At 73.7% G+C, this 22,936-nt stretch carries 27 protein-coding genes; 16 read left to right on the top strand and 11 right to left on the bottom strand.

Going from position 1 to position 22,936, the window contains the following annotated elements; translation table 11 throughout:
- From C0216_RS22485 to amaP, 4 genes are read left to right on the top strand one after another with little or no spacing between them, the layout of a single operon-like run.
- Entirely contained in the window at positions 1 to 192 is a 192-nt protein-coding gene (locus C0216_RS22485) for a hypothetical protein (RefSeq protein ID WP_114057027.1), read from the top strand.
- Positions 189 to 581: an Asp23/Gls24 family envelope stress response protein gene (locus C0216_RS22480; protein ID WP_114057026.1), complete on the top strand. Its 393-nt coding sequence runs from the start codon at positions 189 to 191 to the stop codon at positions 579 to 581. The genes C0216_RS22485 and C0216_RS22480 overlap by 4 nt, the downstream gene beginning before the upstream one ends.
- Positions 578 to 1,228, top strand: coding sequence for a DUF6286 domain-containing protein (locus C0216_RS22475; protein WP_114057025.1), 651 nt, complete (start codon positions 578 to 580; stop codon positions 1,226 to 1,228). Before C0216_RS22480 ends, C0216_RS22475 begins: the two co-directional genes overlap by 4 nt.
- Before the next feature lie 5 nt (positions 1,229 to 1,233).
- Entirely contained in the window at positions 1,234 to 1,791 is a 558-nt protein-coding gene (amaP, locus tag C0216_RS22470; protein ID WP_342777126.1) for an alkaline shock response membrane anchor protein AmaP, read from the top strand.
- A 12-nt stretch (positions 1,792 to 1,803) separates the two neighbouring features.
- On the opposite strand, the gene C0216_RS22465 is transcribed toward amaP, so the two are convergent.
- From C0216_RS22465 to C0216_RS22450, 4 genes are all read right to left on the bottom strand, one after another.
- Complete coding sequence (locus C0216_RS22465) at positions 1,804 to 2,559, bottom strand: SDR family oxidoreductase (RefSeq protein ID WP_114057023.1); 756 nt, start codon at positions 2,557 to 2,559, stop codon at positions 1,804 to 1,806.
- A gap of 10 nt (positions 2,560 to 2,569) precedes the next feature.
- Positions 2,570 to 3,367 carry an SURF1 family cytochrome oxidase biogenesis protein gene (locus C0216_RS22460; protein WP_114057022.1) on the bottom strand — a complete coding sequence of 266 codons (798 nt, stop codon included), beginning with the start codon at positions 3,365 to 3,367 and terminating at the stop codon, positions 2,570 to 2,572.
- Positions 3,368 to 3,440: 73 nt separating this feature from the next.
- A complete protein-coding gene (locus C0216_RS22455) occupies positions 3,441 to 3,674 on the bottom strand; it encodes a hypothetical protein (RefSeq protein WP_114057021.1) in 234 nt (77 codons plus the stop codon).
- Positions 3,675 to 3,737: 63 nt separating this feature from the next.
- A complete protein-coding gene (locus tag C0216_RS22450; protein WP_114058844.1) occupies positions 3,738 to 4,709 on the bottom strand; it encodes a DEDDh family exonuclease in 972 nt (323 codons plus the stop codon).
- A gap of 244 nt (positions 4,710 to 4,953) precedes the next feature.
- Between C0216_RS22450 and C0216_RS22445 the strand changes: the two genes are divergently transcribed.
- From C0216_RS22445 to C0216_RS22435, 3 genes are read left to right on the top strand one after another with little or no spacing between them, the layout of a single operon-like run.
- Positions 4,954 to 5,847 carry a sterol desaturase family protein gene (locus C0216_RS22445; protein ID WP_114057020.1) on the top strand — a complete coding sequence of 298 codons (894 nt, stop codon included), beginning with the start codon at positions 4,954 to 4,956 and terminating at the stop codon, positions 5,845 to 5,847.
- Complete coding sequence (locus tag C0216_RS22440; RefSeq protein ID WP_114057019.1) at positions 5,844 to 6,590, top strand: lysoplasmalogenase; 747 nt, start codon at positions 5,844 to 5,846, stop codon at positions 6,588 to 6,590. The genes C0216_RS22445 and C0216_RS22440 overlap by 4 nt, the downstream gene beginning before the upstream one ends.
- 17 nt (positions 6,591 to 6,607) lie before the next feature.
- On the top strand, positions 6,608 to 7,651 hold the full coding sequence (locus C0216_RS22435; RefSeq protein WP_114057018.1) for a zinc-dependent alcohol dehydrogenase family protein: 1,044 nt from the start codon (positions 6,608 to 6,610) through the stop codon (positions 7,649 to 7,651).
- A 94-nt stretch (positions 7,652 to 7,745) separates the two neighbouring features.
- Here C0216_RS22435 and C0216_RS22430 read toward each other — a convergent pair whose 3' ends face one another.
- Positions 7,746 to 9,281, bottom strand: a complete 1,536-nt coding sequence (locus C0216_RS22430) for a S8 family serine peptidase (protein WP_114057017.1) — start codon at positions 9,279 to 9,281, stop codon at positions 7,746 to 7,748.
- 255 nt (positions 9,282 to 9,536) lie between these two features.
- Between C0216_RS22430 and C0216_RS22425 the strand changes: the two genes are divergently transcribed.
- From C0216_RS22425 to moaA, 3 genes are all read left to right on the top strand, one after another.
- On the top strand, positions 9,537 to 9,902 hold the full coding sequence (locus C0216_RS22425; protein WP_114057016.1) for a DUF485 domain-containing protein: 366 nt from the start codon (positions 9,537 to 9,539) through the stop codon (positions 9,900 to 9,902).
- Complete coding sequence (locus tag C0216_RS22420; RefSeq protein ID WP_114057015.1) at positions 9,899 to 11,536, top strand: solute symporter family protein; 1,638 nt, start codon at positions 9,899 to 9,901, stop codon at positions 11,534 to 11,536. The genes C0216_RS22425 and C0216_RS22420 overlap by 4 nt, the downstream gene beginning before the upstream one ends.
- 174 nt (positions 11,537 to 11,710) lie before the next feature.
- Entirely contained in the window at positions 11,711 to 12,700 is a 990-nt protein-coding gene (gene moaA, locus C0216_RS22415) for a GTP 3',8-cyclase MoaA (RefSeq protein WP_114057014.1), read from the top strand.
- A 14-nt stretch (positions 12,701 to 12,714) separates the two neighbouring features.
- Here moaA and C0216_RS22410 read toward each other — a convergent pair whose 3' ends face one another.
- Positions 12,715 to 12,963 carry a hypothetical protein gene (locus C0216_RS22410; protein ID WP_114057013.1) on the bottom strand — a complete coding sequence of 83 codons (249 nt, stop codon included), beginning with the start codon at positions 12,961 to 12,963 and terminating at the stop codon, positions 12,715 to 12,717.
- Between the two features lie 146 nt (positions 12,964 to 13,109).
- The gene (locus C0216_RS22405) at positions 13,110 to 13,442 is read right to left on the bottom strand and encodes a DUF3099 domain-containing protein (RefSeq protein ID WP_428985450.1); all 333 of its coding nucleotides are present in this window, start codon (positions 13,440 to 13,442) and stop codon (positions 13,110 to 13,112) included.
- 176 nt (positions 13,443 to 13,618) lie between these two features.
- Here C0216_RS22405 and C0216_RS22400 point away from each other — a divergent pair, with 176 nt between their 5' ends.
- Positions 13,619 to 13,897 (top strand): GlsB/YeaQ/YmgE family stress response membrane protein, encoded by a 279-nt coding sequence (locus tag C0216_RS22400; protein WP_114057011.1) that lies wholly within the window; start codon positions 13,619 to 13,621, stop codon positions 13,895 to 13,897.
- A gap of 93 nt (positions 13,898 to 13,990) precedes the next feature.
- Here the strand turns inward: C0216_RS22400 and tyrS are convergent, their stop codons facing one another.
- The 3 genes from tyrS to C0216_RS22385 form a co-directional block, all read right to left on the bottom strand.
- Positions 13,991 to 15,259 (bottom strand): tyrosine--tRNA ligase, encoded by a 1,269-nt coding sequence (gene tyrS, locus C0216_RS22395; protein WP_114057010.1) that lies wholly within the window; start codon positions 15,257 to 15,259, stop codon positions 13,991 to 13,993.
- Positions 15,260 to 15,401: 142 nt separating this feature from the next.
- Positions 15,402 to 16,796 (bottom strand): metallopeptidase TldD-related protein, encoded by a 1,395-nt coding sequence (locus C0216_RS22390; protein WP_114057009.1) that lies wholly within the window; start codon positions 16,794 to 16,796, stop codon positions 15,402 to 15,404.
- Positions 16,796 to 18,358 (bottom strand): TldD/PmbA family protein, encoded by a 1,563-nt coding sequence (locus C0216_RS22385; RefSeq protein WP_428985449.1) that lies wholly within the window; start codon positions 18,356 to 18,358, stop codon positions 16,796 to 16,798. The genes C0216_RS22390 and C0216_RS22385 overlap by 1 nt, the downstream gene beginning before the upstream one ends.
- A 146-nt stretch (positions 18,359 to 18,504) precedes the next feature.
- Here C0216_RS22385 and fabG point away from each other — a divergent pair, with 146 nt between their 5' ends.
- The 3 genes from fabG to C0216_RS22370 all read left to right on the top strand — a co-directional run bounded on the left by fabG (position 18,505) and on the right by C0216_RS22370 (position 20,646).
- Positions 18,505 to 19,224 (top strand): 3-oxoacyl-[acyl-carrier-protein] reductase, encoded by a 720-nt coding sequence (fabG, locus tag C0216_RS22380; protein ID WP_114057007.1) that lies wholly within the window; start codon positions 18,505 to 18,507, stop codon positions 19,222 to 19,224.
- Positions 19,225 to 19,229: 5 nt separating this feature from the next.
- Positions 19,230 to 20,000 carry an enoyl-ACP reductase FabI gene (fabI, locus tag C0216_RS22375; protein WP_114057006.1) on the top strand — a complete coding sequence of 257 codons (771 nt, stop codon included), beginning with the start codon at positions 19,230 to 19,232 and terminating at the stop codon, positions 19,998 to 20,000.
- A gap of 217 nt (positions 20,001 to 20,217) precedes the next feature.
- Complete coding sequence (locus tag C0216_RS22370) at positions 20,218 to 20,646, top strand: hypothetical protein (RefSeq protein ID WP_246042653.1); 429 nt, start codon at positions 20,218 to 20,220, stop codon at positions 20,644 to 20,646.
- A gap of 24 nt (positions 20,647 to 20,670) precedes the next feature.
- Here C0216_RS22370 and C0216_RS22365 read toward each other — a convergent pair whose 3' ends face one another.
- Positions 20,671 to 21,360, bottom strand: a complete 690-nt coding sequence (locus C0216_RS22365; RefSeq protein WP_114057005.1) for a FadR/GntR family transcriptional regulator — start codon at positions 21,358 to 21,360, stop codon at positions 20,671 to 20,673.
- Between the two features lie 69 nt (positions 21,361 to 21,429).
- On the opposite strand from C0216_RS22365, the gene C0216_RS22360 reads away from it, so the two are divergent.
- Both C0216_RS22360 and C0216_RS35120 read left to right on the top strand, forming a co-directional pair.
- Positions 21,430 to 22,785 (top strand): CynX/NimT family MFS transporter, encoded by a 1,356-nt coding sequence (locus C0216_RS22360; RefSeq protein WP_114057004.1) that lies wholly within the window; start codon positions 21,430 to 21,432, stop codon positions 22,783 to 22,785.
- Between the two features lie 5 nt (positions 22,786 to 22,790).
- Entirely contained in the window at positions 22,791 to 22,910 is a 120-nt protein-coding gene (locus tag C0216_RS35120; protein WP_281277954.1) for an SGM_5486 family transporter-associated protein, read from the top strand.
- Positions 22,911 to 22,936: the final 26 nt, after the last annotated feature.

Here is a 22,936-nt window from a genome sequence, read left to right as displayed (position 1 = left end):
ATGAGGATGGCTGTCGTCGGCCTCTTCGCCGGCATGGCCCTCGCCTTCGCCGGATACTTCGGCGGTTTCGGGGCGTTTCTGCTGGTCGCAGCCCTGGGCGCGGTCGGTTTCGTCGCCGGCCGCTTCCTGGACGGGGACCTCGACCCCGGCGAACTGTTCCGGCCGCGCGGCCACGGCAGGGGGCCCCGGTGAGCACACCGCGGCCGACGCCGCCCCCGGTCCCGCCCGCCGAGCGCGGGGCGACCCACATCGCCGACCGGGTCGTCGCGAAGATCGCCGCCCAGGCCGCGCGCGAGGCGCTGGCCCGCGGTTCCGGCGGGCAGCCGCGGATCGCGGGCCGGGGGCAGCCCGCCGCCCCGCACGCCACGGTCACCGTCCACCACGACGTCGCGCGGGTCCGCATCAGCCTGGAGCTCGGCTACCCTTCCGACCTCGGCGCCCAGTGCGCCGCCGTCCGAAGCCGGGTCGTCCGCCGCATCGAGGAGTGCGCCGCCATGTCCGTCCCGGAGGTCGACATCGACATCGAGCAACTGCACCCGCCGGGCACGCCCGGCGCCGCCCTGCAACGGAAGCCGCGGTGACGGCACCCGCCTCGCCGGCCCCGCGGCGCCCGGTCCGGCGGTTCCGGTCGGCGCGGCGGCTCCCCGCCGCGCTCCTCGCACTCGCCCTGCTCGCCGCGGCCGGCCTGCTCCTGTACGACCTGGCCGCCGTACAGGCCGGGCGGTCCGCGCTGCAGTGGCGCCGCGCCCTCGCGGACGCCCTCGGACGGTACGCACCCGCCGACCCCGAAGTGCTCGTGGCCGCCGGTGTCCTGGCCGTGATCGGGGCCGTGCTCCTGCTGCTGGCCCTCGCTCCCGGGCTGCGCCGTGTGCTGATGATGCTGCCCCCGGCGCCGGAGCCCGCGCAGGAGCCGGCGCAGAAGCCCGCGGCGGAGGCGGCCGGTGACAGCGGCGGGGCCCCCGCCGACGCGGTCCGGGCCGGGATCGGCCGCCGGGACGCCGCCCGGGTGCTCCGGGACCGCGTCATGGAGGTGCCGGGCGTGCGGTCCGCGAAGGTCCGGGTCCGCCGGCGCCGCGTCGCCGTGGCCGCCACCTCGCACTTCCGCGAACTGGACGACGTACGGGCCGACCTGGAGCGGGTCCTCGCTTCAGGCATCGGCGAACTGGCCCTCGCGCACCCGCCGCACCCGCGGGTCCGGGTCGCGAGGGCCGCGGCCGGGAAGAGGTGAAGCCGGTGCTCGGGACGGTCAACCGGATCCTGCTCGGCCTCGCCGGGCTGCTGCTCCTCGCCGCCGCGGCCGTGGTGTTCGCGGCCGCGCCGCCGCTCGGCGGGCGGTACCGGCCGCTGCTGGCCGCGCCGACGCGCAACCGCCTCTGGCCGGTCGAGGGCTGGACGCAGTGGGCGGTCTACGCGGGCCTCGCGGTGTGCGTCCTGCTCGCGCTGTGGTGGCTGCTGTCCCAGCTGCGGAGCCGGCGGCTGCCGTCGGTGGCCGTCGACACCGGCGACGGCGCCTTCGCGGTGCTGCGCGGGCGGGCCCTGGAGGAGGCGGTGGCCGCCGAGGCCGGCGCGCTGGAGGGGGTCGCGCGGTGCAGGGTCTCCCTGCGGCGCCGCCGCGGCGCCCCCGGCCTGCGGCTCCTGCTGGACCTGGAGCCGCACGCCGTGCCCGCGGACGTGCTGGCCGCAGTGGCCGGGCCGGTGCTCGGCCGGGCGCGCGCCTCGTCGGGGCTGCCCTCCCTGGCGGCGGACGTCCGCTTCGGCGTGCCGGCGCACCGGGCCCGCAGGGTCGCCTGACGCGTAGGCCCGTCAGAAGCCGTGCCGGAACCCGCCGTCGACCGGCAGCATGACGCCCGTCAGGTAGGAGGCCGCGGGCGAGAGCATGAACGCCGCGGTCCGGCCGAACTCCTCCGGGGTGCCGTAGCGCCCCAGCGGGATGCGGGCCTCGTTCGCGGCGCGCGCCGCGGCCGCGTCCCCCGACAGGGCGTCCAGCTCCCGGACGCGGTCGGTGTCGATCCGGGCGGGCAGCAGGCCGAGGACCCGGACGCCCTTCGGCCCGAGCTCGACCGACAGCGACTTCGCGAAGCCCGCCAGGCCGGGCCGCAGCCCGTTGGAGATGGTCAGCCCGGGGATCGGCTCGTGCACGGAGCCGGACAGGACGAACGCGATGACGCCGCCCTCGCCGAGCTCGGCCGCGGCGGTCCGCGCGAGCCGCACGGCGCCGAGGAACACCGTCTCGAAGGCGGCGGTCCACTGCTCGTCGGTGTTGTCCGCGGTCCTGCCGGGCGCCGGGCCGCCGACGCTGATCAGGATGCCGTCGAGCCGTCCGAAGTGCGCCTTCGCCGCGGCGACGAGCCGGGCGGCGCTCTGCGGATCGGCGTTGTCGGCGCCGACTCCGACCGCGTTCGCTCCGAGGCCGGCCGCGGCCGCGGCGGCGCGCTCCGGGTCCCGGCCCGTCAGCACCACCTTCGCCCCGTCGGCCGCCAGCTCGCGGGCCGCCGCGAGGCCGAGCCCGCGGGTGGCTCCGGTGACGATGTAGACACGGTCCTTCAGTCCAAGATCCATGCGGCAGACCCTACGCCGCCGGAGCCGTCTCCCGCCCGGCGGTCTCCGCCTCCGCCCGGGCGGCGGCCTCCCGGTCGCGCCGCTCGCGCCGCACCAGGACGGCCCAGCCGACGGGGACCCCCGCCGCGAACAGCCACCACTGCACCGCGTACGCCATGTGGGCGCCGATCGAGTCGTGGTCGGGATCGCCGATGCCCTCCGGCGCGCCGCCGGCCGGCAGCGGGCCGGTCAGTTCGAGGTAGCCGCCCAGCACGGGCCGGCCCAGGGCCTCGGCCTGCTGCCCGCTGTTGATGAGCATCACCTGGCGGTCCGGGAGCCCCTTGCGGTCCTTGATGCCGCTGCGGCCGCTGGTCTCGTCGGCCTTGAGGCGGCCCGTGACCGTCACCTCGCCCGCGGGCGGCGGCGGAACCTGCGGGTGGGAGCGGGAGTCCGCGCCGCCGGGCACCCAGCCGCGGTTGACGAGCACCGCCCGGCCGTCGGCCAGCAGGAGGGGGGTCAGCACGTGGAAGCCGATCCGGTCGTCCCGGGAGGTCCGCATGCGGACGACGACCTCGTGCGCGGTGTCGTACGTCCCGGTGGCGGTGACGGCCCGCCACCAGTCGGCCCGCGGGACGCGGTGGCCGGGCGAGGTGACGGAGGCTACGGGCACCGGCTCGGCGGCCAGGTTCGCCTCGATCAGCTCGTTCTGCGCGACCCGGCGCTCGTGCCGGTGGTACTGCCAGAACCCGAGCTTGACCATCACGGGGATGAGGACGAGGGCGACGAGGGTGAGGCACACCCACTGCCGGGTCAGGACGAAGCGGTACACGCCCCCGACGGTACCCGCAGCGGAGGGGGCCCCGGCGGCCGGGTGGCCGTCCGGGGCACCGGTGCCGCGAACGTCACACGCGGTCGACGATGCCCACCCTCCCCTCCGCGCGGGCGCAGTGCGCCCCGCAGAACCACTGGCCCTCGACCTCGACGCCCTGCCCGATGATCTGGACCCGGCAGTGCTCGCAGATGGGCGCCATGCGGTGGATGGCGCAGGCGAAGCAGTCGAAGACGTGAACCGCGCCCTGGGCATGGACCTCGAAGGACATGCCGTAATCGTTTCCGCAGACCTCACAACGTGCCATGCGCCACAGGGTGGGTCCGCGGGGCGGGCCGCGGAAGCGGGCGCGGGGCGAGTCGCCGGAGGCTCACCCGTCTGCCGCAGCCACGTCCCGCAGGAGCTGGGCGAAGGCCGCCTCGTCGACCACGGGGGTGCCGTACGCCCTCGCCTTGGCGACCTTGGAGGTCGCCGCGTCGGGGTCGTTCGTCACGAGGAGGCTCGTGAGCCGCGACACACTCGTCGCGACGTGCAGGCCGGCCTCCACCGCGCGGTCCTCCAGCAGTTCGCGGTCGACGGACGTGTCGCCCGAGAAGGCGACCCGCATGCCCTGCTTGAGCGGCTTGCCGTCCTCGAAGCGCCCCGGGTTGGGGTGCGGGCAGGCCGGCCGCTTGCGTGCGGGCCGCCAGGAGGAGCCCCGGTACGAGGCCTGCCGGCCGATCCGCGCGGGGGCGGGGGAGTCCGACCACTCCGTCAGGGGGCGGCACTCCAGCAGCGGCAGCCGCACCCCTCCCGCGGCCGCCGCGTGCAGCGAGGGGCGGAACGCCTCGGCGAGGACGCGGGCGTCGTCGAGGGCGTGGTGGGCGTGCTCCTGGACCACCCCGAAGTGCGCGGCGAGGGAGGCCAGCTTGTGGTTGGGCAGCGGGAGGTCGAGCTCCTTCGACAGGGCGATGGTGCACAGCCGCTGGCGGACCGGGACGGCCGCGGAGGCGCGCGCGTACTCGCGGGCGATCATCTGCCAGTCGAACATGGCGTTGTGCGCGACGAGCACCCGGCCGTCGAGCCGGCTCGCGAACTCCTCCGCGATGTCCGCGAAGAGGGGCGCGTCCCGGAGCATGTCACCGGTCAGCCCGTGGATCCACACCGGCCCCGGGTCCCGCTGCGGGTTGACCAGCGTGTACCAGTGGTCCTCCACATCGCCCTGCGCGTCGAGCCGGTAGACGGCTGCGGAGACTATGCGGTCGTCGCGGGCGAGGCCGGTCGTCTCCACGTCGACGACCGCGTACCCGGTGGGGTAGGAGGCCGGCCACGTCGTCTCTGCGGTCGTGCGGTCGTCGAGCATGGTCACAGAGGATATCGGCCCCCGCCGACACCCCCGCCCCCGCGGCGGCGCCCGGTCCGCCTCCGCGGCCGCCGGCCTGTCGCCCCGTCAGCCCCCGGCCCCCCGCGTGCTCCGCGCCGCAGGCCGCCCGGGAGGCCGGCCCGGACCGTCCGCGGCGCCCGCCGCGAACCGGTGGTAACCCCGATGGATACCGATCGGTAACAACCTCTAGCGGCGGCCCGGAAGGCGCCTCTATGGTGCCGACATGCCGAACCTGCCCGATGTGGTGCTGTGGTCCATACCCGCCTTCGTGCTGCTCACCGTCATCGAAGCCGTGAGCTACCGCCTCCATCCCGACGAGGACGCCGCCGGGTACGAGGCCAAGGACGCCGCCACCAGCATCGCCATGGGGCTCGGCAGCATCGGCTTCGACCTCCTGTGGAAGATCCCCGTCGTCGCCGTCTTCACCGCCGTCTACGAACTCACCCCGCTGCGCGTGCCGTTCCTGTGGTGGACGGTCCTGCTGATGCTGCTCGTCCAGGACTTCCTCTACTACTGGCAGCACCGCAGCCACCACGTCGTCCGCATCCTGTGGGCCTGCCACGTCGTCCACCACAGCAGCCGCCGCTTCAACCTGACCACGGCCCTGCGCCAGCCCTGGACGAGCGCCACCACCTGGTGGTTCTACCTGCCCATGGTGGCGCTCGGCGTGCACCCGGCCGCGATCCCCTTCTGCTACGGCATCAACCTCGCCTACCAGTTCTGGGTCCACACCGAGCGCATCGGCAGGCTGCCCCGGCCGGTCGAGTACGTCTTCAACACGCCCTCCCACCACCGCGTCCACCACGCCTCGCAGGGCGGCTACCTCGACCGCAACTTCGGCGGCATCCTCATCGTCTGGGACCGCATGTTCGGCTCCTGGGCCGGCGAGGAGGAGCGGCCCGTCTACGGGCTGACGAAGAACATCTCCACCTACAACCCCCTGCGGGTCGCCACCCACGAGTACGCCGCCATCGCCCGTGACGTGCGCGCCGCCCGCACCTGGCGCGAGCGCGCCGGCCGTGTCTTCGGCGGCCCCGGCTGGCAGCCCGCGCCGCCGCCCGCCGAGCCCGCCGCCGGAGCCCCCGCGGCCGCGCCCGCACCCGAGCGGGCCGCGTGAGCGCCCCCTCCGACCGCGCCGCGGCCCCCGGGGGAGCGGAGCCGGGCCCCCGGCCCGGCCCGGCCGGCGCCGTGGGCCGGGAGCGGGCCGGGCGCCTGCTCCTCGCCGCCTTCGCCGCCGCGGCGGCCGCCGACCTCGCCTCGCTGCTCGCCGGCTGGGACACCGGGCACGTGCTCGCCAAGCCGCTGCTCATGCCGCTGCTCGCCGCGTACGCGCTCACCCGCCGCGCCCCCCGCCTGCTGGTCGCGGCGCTGCTCTTCGGCTGGGGCGGGGACGTCGCCCTGCTCTTCGACGCCGAGCCCGCCTTCCTGGCCGGCATGGGCTCCTTCGCCGCCGGGCACGTCTGCTACCTCCTGCTCTTCCGCCGCGGCAGGGCGCACCCCTGGCTGGGTGCCGTGTACGCCGCCGCGCTCGTCGGGACCGTCGGGCTGCTGTGGGGCGACCTTCCGGCCGACCTGCGGATCCCCGTCGCCTGCTACAGCCTGCTGCTGACCGCGATGGCGTTCCGCTCGGGGGCGTTCGGCCTGCGCGCCGGGCTCGGCGGCGCCCTGTTCCTGCTCTCCGACACCCTGATCGCCACCGGGGTGGCCGCCTGGCCGCAGCCGCCCCGCCCGGACTTCTGGATCATGGCGACGTACTCGGCGGCCCAGTACCTGCTGGCCGGCGGCGTCCTCGCCGGGGCCCGGGCGTACCGTAGGACGGTCGTACCCGGCGGTGGCCGCCGGGATCCCGCCCCCACCTGACCCAGGAGCCCGACCGCATGCGCGCCACCGTCATCCACGCCCCGCACGACATCCGCGTGGAGGAGGTGCCCGACGCGGCGGTCCGGCTCCCCGGTGACGCCGTCGTACGCGTCCTGCGCGCCTGCATCTGCGGCAGCGACCTGTGGGCCTACCGCGGGGAGGCGCAGCGCGTGCCCGGCCAGCGCATCGGCCACGAGTTCCTCGGCGTCGTGGAGGAGACCGGCTCCGCGGTGTCCGGGCTGCGGGCCGGCGACCTGGTCGTGGCGCCCTTCATGTGGTCCGACGGCACCTGCGACCACTGCTCCGAGGGGCTGTACACCTCCTGTGCGGACGGCGGCTTCTGGGGGTCCGTCGGCCACGACGGCGGACAGGGCGAGGCCGTCCGCGTGCCCCACGCCGACGGCACCCTGGTCAGGCTGCCCGCCGAGGCCGCCTCGGACGACCACCTGCTGACGGGCCTGCTGGCGCTGTCGGACGTCATGGGGACCGGGCACCACGCGGCGCTCGGCGCCGGAGTCCGCAAGGGCGCCACGGTCGCCGTGGTCGGGGACGGGGCCGTCGGCCTGTGCGGGGTGCTCGCGGCCCGGCGGCTGGGCGCGGAGCGGATCATCGCGCTCGGCCGGCACGCGGCCCGCACCGACATCGCCAGGCTCTTCGGGGCGACGGACATCGTCGCGGAGCGCGGAGAGGCGGCCGTGGCGGCCGTACGGGAGCTGACGCGGGGCCAGGGCGCGCACGCCGTGATCGAGGCCGTCGGCACCGAGCAGTCCATGCGCACCGCGATCGGCATCGCCCGGGACGGCGGGTCCGTCGGCTACGTCGGCGTCCCGCACGGCAGCGCCACCGGCGTCGACCTCGACGTGATGTTCGACCGCAACATCAGCCTGCGGGGCGGGGTGGCGCCGGTCCGCGCGTACATCCCGGAGCTGCTCGGGGACGTGCTGAGCGGCGCGATCGACCCGGCGCCGGTCTTCGACCGGGCGGTCTCCCTGGACGGGGTCCCGGACGGCTACCGCGCGATGGACGACCGCAGCGCGCTGAAGGTGCTCATCAAGCCCTGAGGCCCCGGGCGGAGACGGCCGGAGGGGCCGGCCCGGGAGTGGTCCCGGACCGGCCCCTCCGCCGCCCGCGGTGCGGGCGGTGTGGCGCGCGGGGTTACTTCACGGCCTTGAGGGCGTCCACGACGCCGGCGCCGTAGTAGCCCGTCTGGCCCCACTTGGCCTGGCAGGTGGTCGCGTCCACCAGGTTGCCCGCGGCGTCGTACACCTGGGCCGGGCAGTCCGCCTTGGTGGCCTGCGACTTCAGCATGCGCTGGAGCTGCGACGGGGTGGCCTTCGGGTGGGCGCTCTTCAGCAGCGCCGCGACGCCCGCCACGTGCGGGGCGGCCATCGAGGTGCCCTGCTTGTAGCCCCAGCCGCCGCCGAGGACCGTCGACAGCACGCGGCCGTTGGCGTCGGGGGTGGCCGGGACCTGCCACTTGTCGCCGCCGGGGGCCGCCACGTCCACGACGCCGAGGCCGTAGGTCGAGTAGTACGACTTGAGGCCCTTGTCGCCGGTGGCGCTGACCGTCACGACGCCGGGGAGCTGCGTCGGCAGGTCCAGGCAGGTGCTCGGGTCGATGGTGCGCGGGCCGGGGGCGGTGTCGTTCGGGCTGGAGTCGTCGAGGATCGAGTCGGCCGCCAGGTCGTGGTTCGAGTTGCCGGCCGAGGCGACGCTGAGGACGCCCTTGCGCTCGGCGTAGCGGGTGGCGCGGGTGAGGGCCTCCACCAGCGCGCCCTGGTCGCTGTCCGACTTGCAGTTGTAGAGCCAGGGGTCGACGTAGTAGCTGTTGTTGGTCACCTCGATCCCCTTCTCGGCGGCGAACATGAAGCCGCAGACGACCGCCTCGGTGTAGAAGAGGCTGGTACCGGGCTCGCTCACCTTGATGCCGGCGACCTTGACGCCGGGCGCCACACCGGCGATGCCGACGCCGTTGCGGGCCGCGGCTATGGTGCCGGCCACGTGGGTGCCGTGGTCGCTGCCGTCCGGGTACGGGCGCCAGGCGCCCTCGGAGGTGTCCGCGACGCCGCCGACGCAGTTGGCGGACTGCGACCGGGAGAAGTTCGGGGCCAGATCGGGGTGGGTGTCGTCGACACCCGTGTCGATGACGCCGACGGTGACGTCCGGGCTGCCATCGTTGATCTTGTGCGCCTGGTCGGCCTTGATCGTCCGCAGGTCCCACTGGTTGGGCTCCAGCGGCTCCTGCCCCGTCTGCGCCGCCGCGGCGGCCTTGGCGGCGTCCGCCGCGCTCAGCTTCTGGGTGGCGCCCTCGTCGGTGGTCTTCGCCGCCGTGAGGGGGGCCGTGCGGGTGGCGCCGACCGAGACGAACAGGCTGCGCTGGGCGCGCAGGGTCTTCGCGAAGTCGGGGTTCTGGGAGTGCGCGACGACCACGCCGATCTGGTCGTAGGACGTCACCACCGTGCCGCCTGCGCGCTCGATGGCCTTCTTCGCCTGCTTCGCCGTGCCGTACGCGGTCAGGTTCGCCACGTAGGACAGCTTCGGGCCGGTGGTCTGCTTGGCCGCCGCGCTGTCCGCCGTGGTGCCCAGCGGTGCGGCGGACGCCGCGGCCGAGGGCAGGAAGGCGAGCGAGGCGGTGAGCGCCAGGCCGACCGGAACGGCGAGGCGCCGACGGCCGGATCCCAGATGAGCCATGGGTTCTCCACATCATCCGTGAAAAAGTCGTCCGCGCGCGGTCGCGCAGGACGACGGGTTCATGACACGTGAACCTAATGCCGGTGTTCGCCTTTGCGCCATCAGTTCGAGGAATCAGTTTCCAAAGAATCAGGCGGAGTTGAACCGCCGCCGCACGCGGTACGTGCCGTTGTCAGGGGGGACGGCGCGCCCGCTCCCCACCCGGAGGTTGATTTGTCCGTCCCCACTGCACCCGCGTCACAAGGAGAGCCCCCCGTGACCACCGAAGCAGCGCCGCCCCCCGGCGGCGCGGGAACGTCCGCGGCAAGCCCCACCGCCGAAGAGTTCGAGGCCGTCCAGCAAAGCCCCGAGTTCGCCGCCCTGCGCAGCTCCCACCGCTCCTTCGCCTTCCCGCTGACGGCGGCCTTCGTCGCCTGGTACCTGCTGTACGTGCTGCTGTCGAACTACGCGGGCGGCCTCATGGGGACCCGGCTCTTCGGGAACGTCAACGTCGCGCTCGTACTCGGCCTCGGCCAGTTCGCCACGACGTTCCTGATCGCCTGGCTCTACGCGCGCCACGCGGCCGCGAAGCTCGACCCCAAGGCGGACGCCATCAAGGCGCGGATGGAGAGCGGCCGATGAGCACCCACGACCTCGCCGCGGCCTCCCCCGTGCTCGCCTCCGGCGCCGGCGACCACCGGCCGCTGATCATCACCCTCTTCGGGCTGTTCGTCGTCGCCACCCTGATCATCACCGTCTGGGCCGGCCGGCAGACCCGCGGCGCCGCCGACTTCTACGCCGGCGGCCGCCAGTTCACCGGCTTCCAGAACGGCCTGGCCATCTCCGGCGACTACATGTCCGCCGCGTCCTTCCTCGGCATCGCCGGAGCCATCGCCCTCTTCGGCTACGACGGCTTCCTGTACTCCATCGGCTTCCTCGTCGCCTGGCTCGTGGCGCTGCTGCTGGTCGCCGAGCCGCTGCGCAACTCCGGCCGCTACACGATGGGCGACGTCCTCGCCTTCCGGATGCGCCAGCGGCCCGTGCGCACCGCCGCCGGCACCTCCACCATCGTCGTGTCGATCTTCTACCTGCTCGCGCAGATGGCCGGCGCCGGCGTCCTCGTCTCGCTGCTGCTCGGCATCACCAGCGACGGCGGCAAGATCGCGGTGGTCGCCCTGGTCGGCGTCCTGATGATCCTGTACGTGACCATCGGCGGCATGAAGGGCACCACCTGGGTCCAGATGATCAAGGCGGTGCTGCTCATCGCGGGCGCCCTGCTGATCACCTTCCTGGTGCTGCTGAAGTTCGACTTCAACGTCTCCGAGCTGCTCGGCAAGGCCGCCGAGAACAGCGGCCAGGGAGCCGCGTTCCTCGAACCGGGACTCAAGTACGGCCAGGACGCGACGAGCAAGCTGGACTTCCTCTCGCTCGGCCTCGCCCTCGTCCTCGGCACCGCCGGCCTGCCGCACATCCTGATCCGCTTCTACACGGTCCCCACCGCCAAGGCCGCCCGCAAGTCCGTCAACTGGGCCATCGGCATCATCGGCGCCTTCTACCTGATGACGATCGCCCTCGGCTTCGGCGCCGCCGCCCTGCTGGAGCGGACCGACATCATCGCCTCCAACAAGGCCGGCAACACCGCGGCCCCGCTCGTCGCCCAGGAACTCGGCGGCGGCGCCGGCTCCACCGGCGGCGCCGTCCTGCTCGCCGTGATCTCCGCCGTGGCCTTCGCCACCATCCTCGCCGTCGTCGCCGGCCTCACCCTCGCCTCGTCCTCGTCGTTCGCCCACGACCTGTACGTCAACGTGATCCGCAAGGGGCAGGCCACCGAGAAGGAGGAGGTCCGCGCCGCCCGCTGGTCCACCGTCGTCATCGGCGCCGCCGCGATCTTCCTCGGTGCCCTCGCCCGCGACCTCAACGTCGCCGGCCTGGTCGCGCTCGCCTTCGCGGTCGCCGCCTCCGCCAACCTGCCGACGATCCTCTACAGCCTCTTCTGGAAGCGGTTCACCACCCGCGGCGCCCTGTGGTCGATCTACGGCGGCCTCGTCTCCTCCGTCGTCCTGGTGCTCTTCTCCCCGGTCGTCTCGGGCAAGCCCACCTCGATGTTCAAGGACGCCGACTTCTACTGGTTCCCGCTGGAGAACCCCGGCATCGTCTCCATCCCGCTGGGCTTCCTCCTCGGCTGGCTCGGCACCGTCCTGTCCAAGGAGAAGGCCGACCCCGCGAAGTTCGCCGAGCTGGAGGTCCGCTCCCTCACCGGCACCGGAGCGCACTGACCGGCCGCCCGGCGCGGCCGTGTCGTACATCCCTACGACACGGCCGCACCCCACCTCGTCCGATCGGGTATCCCGCCGGATCACCTCTCTCGCGTAGGCTCGACAGCGAGCGCATGCATCCTCCACCCGACGCGGCGCACACCTCTACGAACCGGACAGGGGAGGGGACCCACCGTGCTTCTCGACACCTACGGCCGCGTGGCCACGGACCTGCGCGTCTCGCTCACCGACCGGTGCAACCTGCGCTGCACGTACTGCATGCCCGAAGAAGGCCTGCAATGGCTCGGCAAGTCCGATCTGCTCACCGACGACGAGATCGTCCGGCTGATCCGCATAGCCGTCACCAGCCTCGGCGTCACCGAGGTCCGCTTCACCGGCGGCGAGCCCCTGCTGCGCCCCGGCCTCGTCGGCATCGTCGAGCAGTGCGCGGCCCTGGAGCCCCGCCCGAAGATGTCGCTGACCACCAACGGCATAGGCCTCGCGCGGACCGCCCGCGCACTCAAGGCCGCCGGCCTGGACCGGGTGAACGTCTCCCTGGACACGCTGCGCCCCGACGTCTTCAAGGCCCTCACCCGCCGCGACCGCCACCGCGACGTCCTCGACGGGATGGCCGCCGCCCGCGACGCCGGCCTGACCCCCGTCAAGGTCAACGCCGTCCTGATGCCCGGCCTCAACGACGACGAGGCCCCCGACCTGCTGGCCTGGGCCCTCGCCCACGACTACGAGCTCCGCTTCATCGAGCAGATGCCGCTGGACGCGCAGCACGGCTGGAAGCGCGACGGGATGATCACCGCCGGGGACATCCTGGAGTCCCTGCGCACCCGCTTCACGCTGACCGCGGAAGGCGCCGAGGAGCGCGGCTCCGCACCCGCCGAGCGCTGGCTCGTCGACGGCGGCCCGGCCACCGTCGGCGTCATCGCCTCCGTGACCAGGCCCTTCTGCAGCGCCTGCGACCGCACCCGGCTCACCGCCGACGGCCAGGTCAGGACGTGCCTGTTCGCCACCGAGGAGTCGGACCTGCGCGGAGCCCTGCGCTCCGGGGGGAGCGACGAGGAGATCGCCGGCCTGTGGAAGGCGGCGATGTGGGGCAAGAAGGCCGGCTCCGGCCTCGACGACCCGTCCTTCCTCCAGCCCGACCGCCCCATGTCGGCGATCGGCGGCTGACCCGCCACCAGGCGCTACCGCCGCTCCGAGCCCTCCGGCTGCACCCACTCGCCGAGCGCCACCACGTCCTTGAGGAAGCCGCGCACCCCCAGGAACTGCGACAGGTGCTCGCGGTGCTCCTCGCAGGCGAGCCACGTCTTGCGCCGCTCCGGCGTGTGCAGCTTCGGGTTGTTCCAGGCCAGCACCCAGACGGCCGCGGCACGGCAGCCCTTGGCGGAGCAGGTGGGGACGTCGGGGGCGCCGGGCGCGTCAGGGGTGATCACGGCACAACCCTACAAACCGGCCCCGGGAAATGGCGACGCCGAGCAGCCACGGGGGGAGCTGCCCGGCGTCGGTCCGTCGCTCCGACGGGGGATGCGGAGCGCGTAGGCAGTATGTCACGCAGGACCCGGTGCGGTGCACTGGAACCTCATGATTGATCTGAGCTATTCCTGAGGTTTCCCGCCTCCAGCGCCGGACGCGCAGGTGAGGGGATGAAGTGCGACGGCAGCTTCGGCGCCGACTCGCGCCCGGCGTTCGCGATGACCACCGCCACGTACGGCAGCAGCGCGCCCGCCACGAGCGTCACCACCGCCACGTGGCGCTCCACGTTCCACAGGAGCACCGTCGCCACGACCGACAGGGTCCTGATCACCATCGAGATCACGTACCGGCGCTGCCTGCCGCGCACGTCCTCGTCGAGGCCCAGCCGGGCCCCCGTGATCCGGAAGACCTCGGTCCCGTTCCGCTTCTTCCGCAGCACGCTCCACCGCCCGATCCGACTCCCGGACGCTCCCGCCCGGTCCCTCCTACGGTACGCCGACCCGCGGGCGGTACGCAGACCGGGTGGCCCCGCCAGGACGCGCCCGACATGCGGGCCGGGGCCGGCGGGCAGAAACTGGGCCCACATGCGCACGACGCGCCCTGAGGAGGCTCGACATGCAGTGGTTGTGGGCGATCATCGTCGGTTTCGTGCTCGGCCTGATCGCGCGGGCGATCCTGCCGGGCAAGCAGCACCAGCCGCTCTGGCTCACCACGCTCTTCGGCATCGCCGGCGCCATCCTCGGCAACGCCGTGGCGGGCTGGATCGGCGTGCGGGAGACCGCGGGCATCGACTGGATCCGGCACCTGCTCCAGCTCGCGGGCGCCGTCCTCATCGTCGGGCTCGGCGACATGATCTACATGTCGCTGCGCGGCGGGAGCAAGCGCACGACCTGACACCCCGGGCGCACACGGCAGGGGCCGGCCCGGACGGAGAGTCCGGACCGGCCCCTGCGCCGCGCCCCGTACGGGCCGGCCGCCTGCCCCGGGTCAGGCGCCGGTGACCTCGACCGCAGCCAGGTTCTTCTTGCCCCGGCGCAGTACCAGCCAGCGCCCGTGCAGCAGGTCCGACGCATCCGGGACCGCGTCCTCGGCGGTCACCTTCGCGTTGTTCACGTAGGCGCCGCCCTCCTTCACGGTGCGGCGGCCGGCCGACTTGCTCGCGACCAGGCCGGTCTCCGCGAACAGGTCCACGACCGGGGCGAGCCCGGCCACCTTGGCGTGCGGCAGCTCGGACAGGGCCGCGGCCAGCGTGGCCTCGTCCAGGTCAGCCAGCTCGCCCTGCCCGAACAGCGCCTTGGACGCGGCGATGACCGCGGCGCACTGGTCGGCGCCGTGCACCAGCGTCGTCAGCTCCTCCGCCAGCGCGCGCTGCGCGGCACGGGCCTGCGGCCGCTCCGCGGTCTGCGCCTCCAGCTCCTCCAGCTCCTCGCGGGACTTGAAGGACAGGATCCGCATGTAGGTGGAGACGTCCCGGTCGTCCACGTTCAGCCAGAACTGGTAGAACGCGTACGGCGTCGTCATCTCCGGGTCGAGCCAGACGGCCCCGCTCTCGGTCTTGCCGAACTTGGTGCCGTCCGCCTTGACCATCAGCGGCGTCGCCAGCGCGTGGACCTGCGCCTGCGGCTCCAGCTTGTGGATCAGGTCGAGGCCGGCGACCAGGTTGCCCCACTGGTCGGAGCCGCCCTGCTGGAGGGTGCAGCCGTACCGGCGGTACAGCTCCAGGAAGTCCATGCCCTGGAGGAGCTGGTAGCTGAACTCGGTGTAGCTGATGCCCTCCTGCGACTCCAGGCGGCGGGCCACCGAGTCCTTCGTCAGCATCTTGTTGACGCGGAAGTGCTTGCCGATGTCCCGCAGGAACTCGATGGCGGACAGGCCCGCCGTCCAGTCCAGGTTGTTGACCATGACCGCCGCGTTCCCGCCCTCGAAGGACAGGAACGGCTCGATCTGCGTCCGCAGCCGGTTGACCCAGTTCGCCACCGTCTCCGGGTCGTTCAGGGTGCGCTCGGCCGTCGGGCGCGGGTCGCCGATCTGGCCGGTGGCCCCGCCGACCAGCGCCAGCGGCCGGTGCCCGGCCTGCTGGAGCCGGCGCACGGTGAGGACCTGCACCAGGTGCCCGACGTGCAGCGACGCCGCCGTCGGGTCGAAGCCGCAATAGAACGTGACCGGACCGTCCGCGAACGCCTTGCGCAGCGCTTCTTCGTCGGTGGACTGGGCGAACAGCCCGCGCCACTTCAGTTCGTCGACGATGTCCGTCACGGTCGTGACTCTCCTTGAACGAGGTGCAACAGGGTGGTGAAGGGTTTCCCCGCCAGTCTAGGCGGGCGGGGAGCCGCCTCCCGACGGCCGCCCGGCGGCGCCGGAGCCGCCGGGCGGGCGGATGGCGGGCAGGCGCGTACGGTCAGACGCCCTTGCTGACCGAGCTCATGTTGAAGTCCGGGATCCGCAGCGCCGGCATCGCGGCCCGGGTGAACCAGTCGCTCCACTCGCGCGGCAGCGTCTTCTCGGTCCGTCCCGCCTCCGAGGCCCGCGAGAGCAGGTCCACCGGCGACTCGTTGAACCGGAAGTTGTTCACCTCGCCCACGACCTCCCCGTCCTCCACGAGGTAGACGCCGTCCCGGGTCAGGCCGGTCAGCAGCAGCGTCGCCGGGTCGACCTCGCGGATGTACCACAGGCAGGTCAGCAGCAGGCCCCGCTGCGTGCCCGCGACCATCTCCTCCAGCGACTTCTCCCCGCCCCCGTCCAGGACCAGGTTGCCGAAGCCGGGGGAGAGCGGCATGCCCGTGAGGGCCGCGGTGTGCCGGGTCGTCGCCAGCCGGGCCAGCTCGCCGTCCTTGATCCAGTCGGTCGCCGGCACCGGCAGGCCGTTGTCGAAGACCGACGCGTCGTCGCCCGAGCTGTGCGCGATCACGAACGGCGCCGACTCCAGCCCCGGGGCGTTCGGGTCGCTGCGCAGGGTCAGCGGCAGCCGGGACAGACGCTCACCGAGCCGGGTGCCGCCGCCCGGCTTGGAGAACACCGTCCGGCCCTCCACCGCGTCCCGCGCCGCCGCCGACCACATCTGGTAGATCAGCAGGTCCGCCACCGCCGTCGGCGGGAGCAGCGTCTCGTACCGGCCCGCCGGCAGGTCGTGGCGGCGCGCCGCCCAGCCCAGGCGCACGGCGAGCTCCGCGTCCAGCGCGAGCGGGTCCACGTCCTTGAAGTCCCGGGTGCCGCGGCCGGCCCACGCCGAGCGCTGCCGGTCCGGGGACTTCGCGTTGAGCTCCAGCGTGCCGTTCGGCTGGTCGTGCCGCAGCCGCAGCCCGGTCGAGGTGCCGACGTACGTGGAGACCAGCTCGTGGTTGGCGAAGCCGTACAGCTCGCGGCCGCCCGCCCGGGCCCGGGCGAAGGCCTCGCCGAGCGCCGGAGCGAAGTCCGCGAAGACCGACGAGGAGGTCTCGGCCGGGGCGTCGGCGAAGTCCGGCGAGGCGGGCGTGCCCGTGACCAGCGGCTGCGCGTCCTCCGCGGGGCCCGCGTCGCGCGCGGCGGCCTCGGCTGCCCGGACCAGTGGCTCCAGGTCGTTGGCGGTGACGGCCGCGCGCGACACGACCCCCGAGGCGGTGCCCTCCCGCCCGTCGACCGTGGCGATGACGGTCAGCGTGCGGCCGCGGGTCACGCCGTTGGTGGTGAGCGTGTTGCCGGCCCAGCGCAGGTTGGCCGTCGACTCCTCGTCGGCGATGACGATGCAGCCGTCGGCGGTGGACAGCTCCAGGGCCCGCTCGACGATCTCGTGCGGCTTCGTGCGGTTCGAGGTCATCAGCGACCGGCCTCCTGGGTGGTGTTCAAGATGTTCACGTCGCGGAACAGCGCGGACGGGCAGCCGTGGGAGACGGAGGCGACCTGGCCCGGCTGCGCCTTGCCGCAGTTGAAGGCGCCGCCCAGGACGTAGGTCTGCGGGCCGCCGACCTTCTCCATGGACCCCCAGAACTCGGTGGTCGTCGCCTGGTACGCGACGTCGCGCAGCTGGCCGGCCAGCCTGCCGTTCTCGATCCGGTGGAAGCGCTGCCCCGTGAACTGGAAGTTGTAGCGCTGCATGTCGATCGACCAGGAGCGGTCGCCGACGACGTAGATGCCGCGCTCCACCCCGCCGATCAGGTCCTCCGTCGACAGGCCGCCCGGGTCCGGCTGGAGCGAGACGTTCGCCATGCGCTGGACGGGGACGTGTCCGGGGGAGTCGGCGAAGGCGCAGCCGTTGGACCGCCCCAGGCCGGTCAGCTTCGCGATGCGCCGGTCCAGCTGGTAGCCGACCAGGGTGCCCTCGCGGACCAGGTCCCAGCTCTGCGCCTCGACGCCCTCGTCGTCGTAGCCGATGGTGGCCAGGCCGTGCTCGGCGGTGCGGTCGCCGGTCACGTTCATGATCGACGAGCCGTACCTGAGCTTGCCGAGCTGGTCGAACGTGGCGAAGGAGGTCCCCGCGTACGCCGCCTCGTAGCCGAGCGCCCGGTCCAGCTCGGTGGCGTGCCCGATCGACTCGTGGATGGTGAGCCACAGGTTGGAGGGGTCGACCACGAGGTCGTAGCGGCCCGCCTCGACGCTGGGCGCGCGCATCTTCTCGGCGAGCAGCTCCGGGATCTGCTCCAGCTCGGCGTCCCAGTCCCAGCCGGTGCCGGTCAGGTACTCCCAGCCGCGGCCGACGGGCGGCGCGATGGTCCGCATGGAGTCGAAGCCGCCGGTCTGCCCGTCCACGGCGACCGCGGTGAGCTGCGGGTGGACCCGCACCCGCTGCTGGGTGGTCACGGTGCCGGCCGTGTCCGCGTAGAACTTGTTCTCGTGCACGGCGAGCAGCGAGGCGTCCACGTGCGCCACGCCGTCCGCGGCGAGCAGGCGGGAGCTCCAGTCGGCCAGCAGGGCGGCCTTCTCGGCGTCCGGGACGGAGAAGGGGTCCACCTCGTACGAGGAGATCCACGTCTTGTCGGCGTGCACCGGCTCCTCGGCCAGCTCGACCCGCTCGTCGGACCCGGCGGCCTTGATGACCTGCGCGGACAGCTTCGCCATGGCGACTGCCTGGGACGCCACGCGCGCCGCGCCGTCCATCGTCAGGTCCACGCCGGAGGCGAACCCCCAGGCACCGCCGTGCACCACGCGGACCGCGTACCCCAGGTCCGTGGTGTCGGACCCGCCGGAGGGCTTGGCGTCCCGCAGCCGCCAGGACGCGCTGCGGATCCGCTCCAGCCGGAAGTCGGCATGCTCGGCGCCCAGCGCGCGGGCCCGGGCGAGCGCCGCGTCGGCGAGCGCCCGCAGGGGCAGCGCGGTGAAAGCCGCGTCGATGGAATGGGGCACGGAATTCCTCCCGAGGTCGGGGCCGGTCCCCCTGATCATGGCGCGCCCGGGGCTTTTGTGCCTACCCCTTTCTGTAGGGACTCGACAGAGCCCGTCGCACGGCCCTGTGGGACATCGATTCTCCGCATTCCCTGCGGGGCCTATAGGTTTCTGGTACTCAGACCGCTAGTCGAAAGGGTGATCCGTTGAGCCGCTCGGTTCTCGTCACCGGAGGAAACCGGGGCATCGGCCTCGCCATCGCCCGCGCCTTCGCACAGGCCGGCGACAAGGTCGCGGTCACGTACCGCTCGGGCGAGCCGCCGGAGGAGCTCACCGCACTCGGCGTCCTGGCGGTCCGCTGCGACATCACCGACTCCGAGCAGGTGGAGCAGGCCTACAAGGAGATCGAGGACGCCCACGGCGCCGTCGAGGTGCTGGTGGCCAACGCCGGCATCACCAAGGACACGCTCCTGATGCGCATGTCCGAGGACGACTTCACCTCGGTGGTCGACACCAACCTCACCGGCACCTTCCGCGTCGTCAAGCGCGCCAACCGCGGCATGCTGCGCGCCAAGAAGGGCCGCGTCGTCCTGATCTCCTCGGTCGTGGGCCTCCTCGGCTCCGCCGGACAGGCCAACTACGCGGCCTCCAAGGCGGCGCTGGTCGGCTTCGCCCGCTCGCTCGCCCGCGAGCTGGGATCCCGCAACATCACCTTCAACGTCGTCGCGCCCGGTTTCGTGGACACCGACATGACGAAGGTGCTCACCGACGAGCAGCGCGCGGCCATCGTGGCGAACGTGCCGCTCGCCCGCTACGCGCAGCCCGAGGAGATCGCGGCAGCGGTCAGCTTCCTGGCGTCCGACGACGCCGCGTACATCACCGGAGCCGTCATTCCCGTTGACGGCGGATTGGGCATGGGTCACTGATCACCATGAGCGGAATCCTCGAGGGCAAGCGGATCCTCGTCACCGGCGTGCTGATGGAGTCCTCCATCGCCTTCCACGTCGCCAAGCTGGCCCAGGAGCAGGGGGCCGAGGTCATCCTCACCGCGTGGCCGCGGCCCACCCTGACCGAGCGCATCGCCAAGAAGCTCCCGAAGCCGGTCAAGGTCATCGAGCTCGACGTCACGAACGACGAGCACCTGGGCCGCCTGGAGCAGCTGGTCCGCGACGAGCTCGGCGGCCTCGACGGCGTCGTCCACTCGATCGGCTTCGCCCCGCAGGACGCCCTCGGCGGCAACTTCCTGAACACCCCGTTCGAGTCGGTCGCCACCGCCATGCACGTCTCGGCGTTCTCGCTGAAGTCGCTGACCATGGCCTGCAAGCCGCTGTTCCCGGCGGAGGGCGCGGCGGTCGTCGGCCTGACCTTCGACGCGCAGTTCGCCTGGCCGCAGTACGACTGGATGGGCCCGGCCAAGGCCGCCCTGGAGGCCACCAGCCGCTACCTCGCCCGCGACCTGGGCAAGGAGAACATCCGCTGCAACCTGGTCTCGGCCGGCCCCCTCGGCTCCATGGCCGCGAAGTCCATCCCGGGCTTCGGCGAGCTGGCGGACACCTGGAACCACCGCTCCATGCTGGAGTGGGACATGAGCGACCCGGAGCCGGCGGGCCGCGGCGTCGTCGCGCTGCTGTCGGACTGGTTCCCGAAGACCACGGGCGAGATCGTCCACGTGGACGGCGGCCTGCACGCCATGGGTGCCTGAGCACCCGGCCGCACCATCCGAACGGCGGCGGCCGCGCTTCCCCGAGGGGAGGCGCGGCCGCCGCCGTTCGGGCGTACAGGCCCGGGGGAAGGGGGCGCCCGGCGAACGCACGTACGCCCGCCGACCGGATCTTCCCGAGTCGAAAACCGGGACAGAACCCGGCAAACTGACCGAGCCGGGATCTTCCCGGATCCTGCTGCGGGGAGGAGGTGCGGGCGTGCACGCGAGGCCGAGCCGGGCAGTACTGCTGCTGGTCACCCCGGTGGCCCTGGCCGCCCTCCTCGTCCCCGGGACGCCCGCGCCGCCCGCGGGGCCGCGTTCGGCGCCGGTGCCCGCCACCGCGGACTCCGCCGTCGTCGACCTCGACGACATCCCCGTCGAACCGCCCGTCCGGCCCGCCCCGCCCGCCGCCGAGCTCTTCGGCGCCGACTGCGACACCGTCATCGAGGGCTCACTGGTGACCGCGCACTGCCAGAACGGCTACCCCGAGACCGACCACCTGCGGCTGCACGTCGAATGCGACCGCTGGTGGGACCTCGACGGCGACGGCGCCGCCGTACCGCTCGACCCGGCAGGCCGGGTCGAGCTCGTGGGCCGCTGCTGGAAGGAGGTCCGCTCCGCCTGGATCACCCACGGGCGGGCCTGACCGCCCGGCGGCCCCGCGGCCCTGCTACGTCCGCGGTTCCGGCCGGCCGCCGCCCAGGCAGGCGTACGGGTACCCGGCCGCCTCCGCGGCCGCCGCGTCCCCGTCGCCCCGCCGGATCGCCTCGATCAGCCGCGCGTGGTCCAGGTGCGCCGACGGCTCCAGCACCGTCCCCACGTCCGTGCGGAGCCACTCCGCGACCAGGTCGCCGAGGTCCGCGTACAGCTCGACGAGCACCTCGTTGTGCGAGGCGGCGACCACCGCCATGTGCAGGGCGACGTCCGCCGCGACGAACAGCCCGGCGTCCCCGCTCGCCCAGGCCTCCTCGCGGCGCGCCAGCAGCGCGTCCAGCTGGGCCATGTCCCGGTCGGTGCGCCGCTCGGCCGCCAGCCGGGCGCCCGAGGACTCCAGCGTCGAGCGGAGCTCCGCGACGTGCCGCGGGTCGGCCCCGGCGAAGCGGCGGTGCATCACCCCGGCCAGCTCGCTGGTGGCGAGGACGTACGTCCCCGAACCCTGCCGGATGTCGAGGAGTCCGTTGTGCGCGAGGGCCCGGACGGCCTCGCGCACGGTGTTGCGGGCGACGCCGAGCAGCTCGACGAGCTCCGGCTCGGTGGGGATCCGGGAGCCGACCGGCCACTCCCCGGAGGTGATCTGGTTCCTGAGCTGGGCGATCACCTGGTCGACCAGGGCGGATCGGCGGGGCGAGGTCAGCGGCATCCGGACGGGGTCCTCTCGGTCCGCTCCGGCAGGGGACAGTCAATCATCCCATGATTCTATGATGGACCCATGCCCGACGACCACACCCGCACCCCGAACACTGCGAACACCCCGAACGGCCCGAGCACCCTGGCCGCCCCGAGACGGCACCCCGCCCCGCCCGCCCAGCGCGCCGCCTCCGCCCCCCGGCCCGCCGCCCCCTCCGCGGAGCCCGCACAGCCAGGCTGGCTCGGCCCCGTCCTCGTCCTCGGCATCGTCCTGGCCGCCCTCAACCTGCGCCCTGCCATCACCAGCCTCGGCGCCCTCTTCGAAGAGGCCCGCACCGGCCTCGGCATGAACGGCACCGTCGCCGGACTGATCACCTCCGTCCCGGCCCTCTGCTTCGCCGTCTTCGGCATCACCGCGCCCCGCCTCTCCCGCCGCTTCGGGCCCGCCGCCGTCGTCTGCGCCGGCATGGCAGCCGTCGCCGCCGGACTGCTGATCCGCCCCTTCGCGCAGGGAGCCGCCGGCTTCCTCGCCGCCAGCGCCCTGTCCCTGGCCGGCATCGCCCTGACGAACGTCCTGCTGCCCGTCATCGTCAAGCGCTGGTTCCCCGACCGCGTCGGCACCATGACCGGCCTGTACTCCATGGCCCTCGCCATCGGCACCTCCCTCGCCGCCGCCGCGACCGTGCCCCTGACCTCCGCCCTCGGCGGCAACTGGCGCACCGGCCTGCTCGTCTGGGCGCTCCCCGCCGCCGCGGCCGTCCTGCCCTGGCTGCCGATCGCCGCCGCCGCGCGCCGCGACCGGCGCCGGGCCGCCGCCGGGGGCGGGGCGCCCGCGCCCCGGACCGGCCCCTCCGTCGTCCGCAGCCGCACCGCCTGGGCCCTCGCCGGCTACTTCGGCCTCCAGGCCACCGGCGCGTACGTCACCATGGGCTGGCTGCCGCAGATCTTCCGCGACGCCGGGGTCTCCGCCGGCTCCGCGGGCGTCCTGCTCGCCGTCACCATGGTCATGGGCGTACCGCTCGCCTTCGTCATCCCGGGCCTGGCCGGCCGCATGCGCAACCAGGGCGCCATCGCCGCGGTCCTCGGCGCATTCGGCCTCGCCGGCTACGCCGGCCTCCAGCTCGCCCCCGCCGCCGGAGCCTGGGTCTGGGCGCTGCTCCTCGGCCTCTCCAACTGCGCCTTCCCGCTCGCCATCACCATGATCGGCCTGCGCGCCAGGACCCCGGGCGGGGTCGTACGGCTCTCCGCCTTCGCCCAGTGCACCGGCTACCTCCTCTCCCTGCCCGGCCCCCTCCTCATCGGCGCCCTCTACCAGCACACCGGCGGCTGGGACCTCCCGCTGGCCGTCATGGCCGGCCTCCTCGTCCCGCAGATGGCCCTCGGCGTCCTCGCAGGCCGGGACCGCACCGTCGAGGCCGAATGCGCCGTGCGAGACTGAACGGCATGGATCCCGTACTCGACCCCGACCCGCAGAACGGCCGCAAGATGCTCGGCATCGTCCTCGGGGCCATGCTCGCCATCACCGTGGTCATCGCCGTCATCGCCACCGTCGCCGCCCCCTGACCCGCAGGGGTGGGGCTTGCCCCACC

The organism is Streptomyces globosus (genome assembly GCF_003325375.1).
Taxonomy (GTDB): Bacteria; Actinomycetota; Actinomycetes; order Streptomycetales; family Streptomycetaceae; genus Streptomyces; species Streptomyces globosus_A.
The sequence above is the reverse complement of the archived record's forward strand: the minus strand, read 5'-3'. Positions and strand labels throughout refer to the sequence as shown.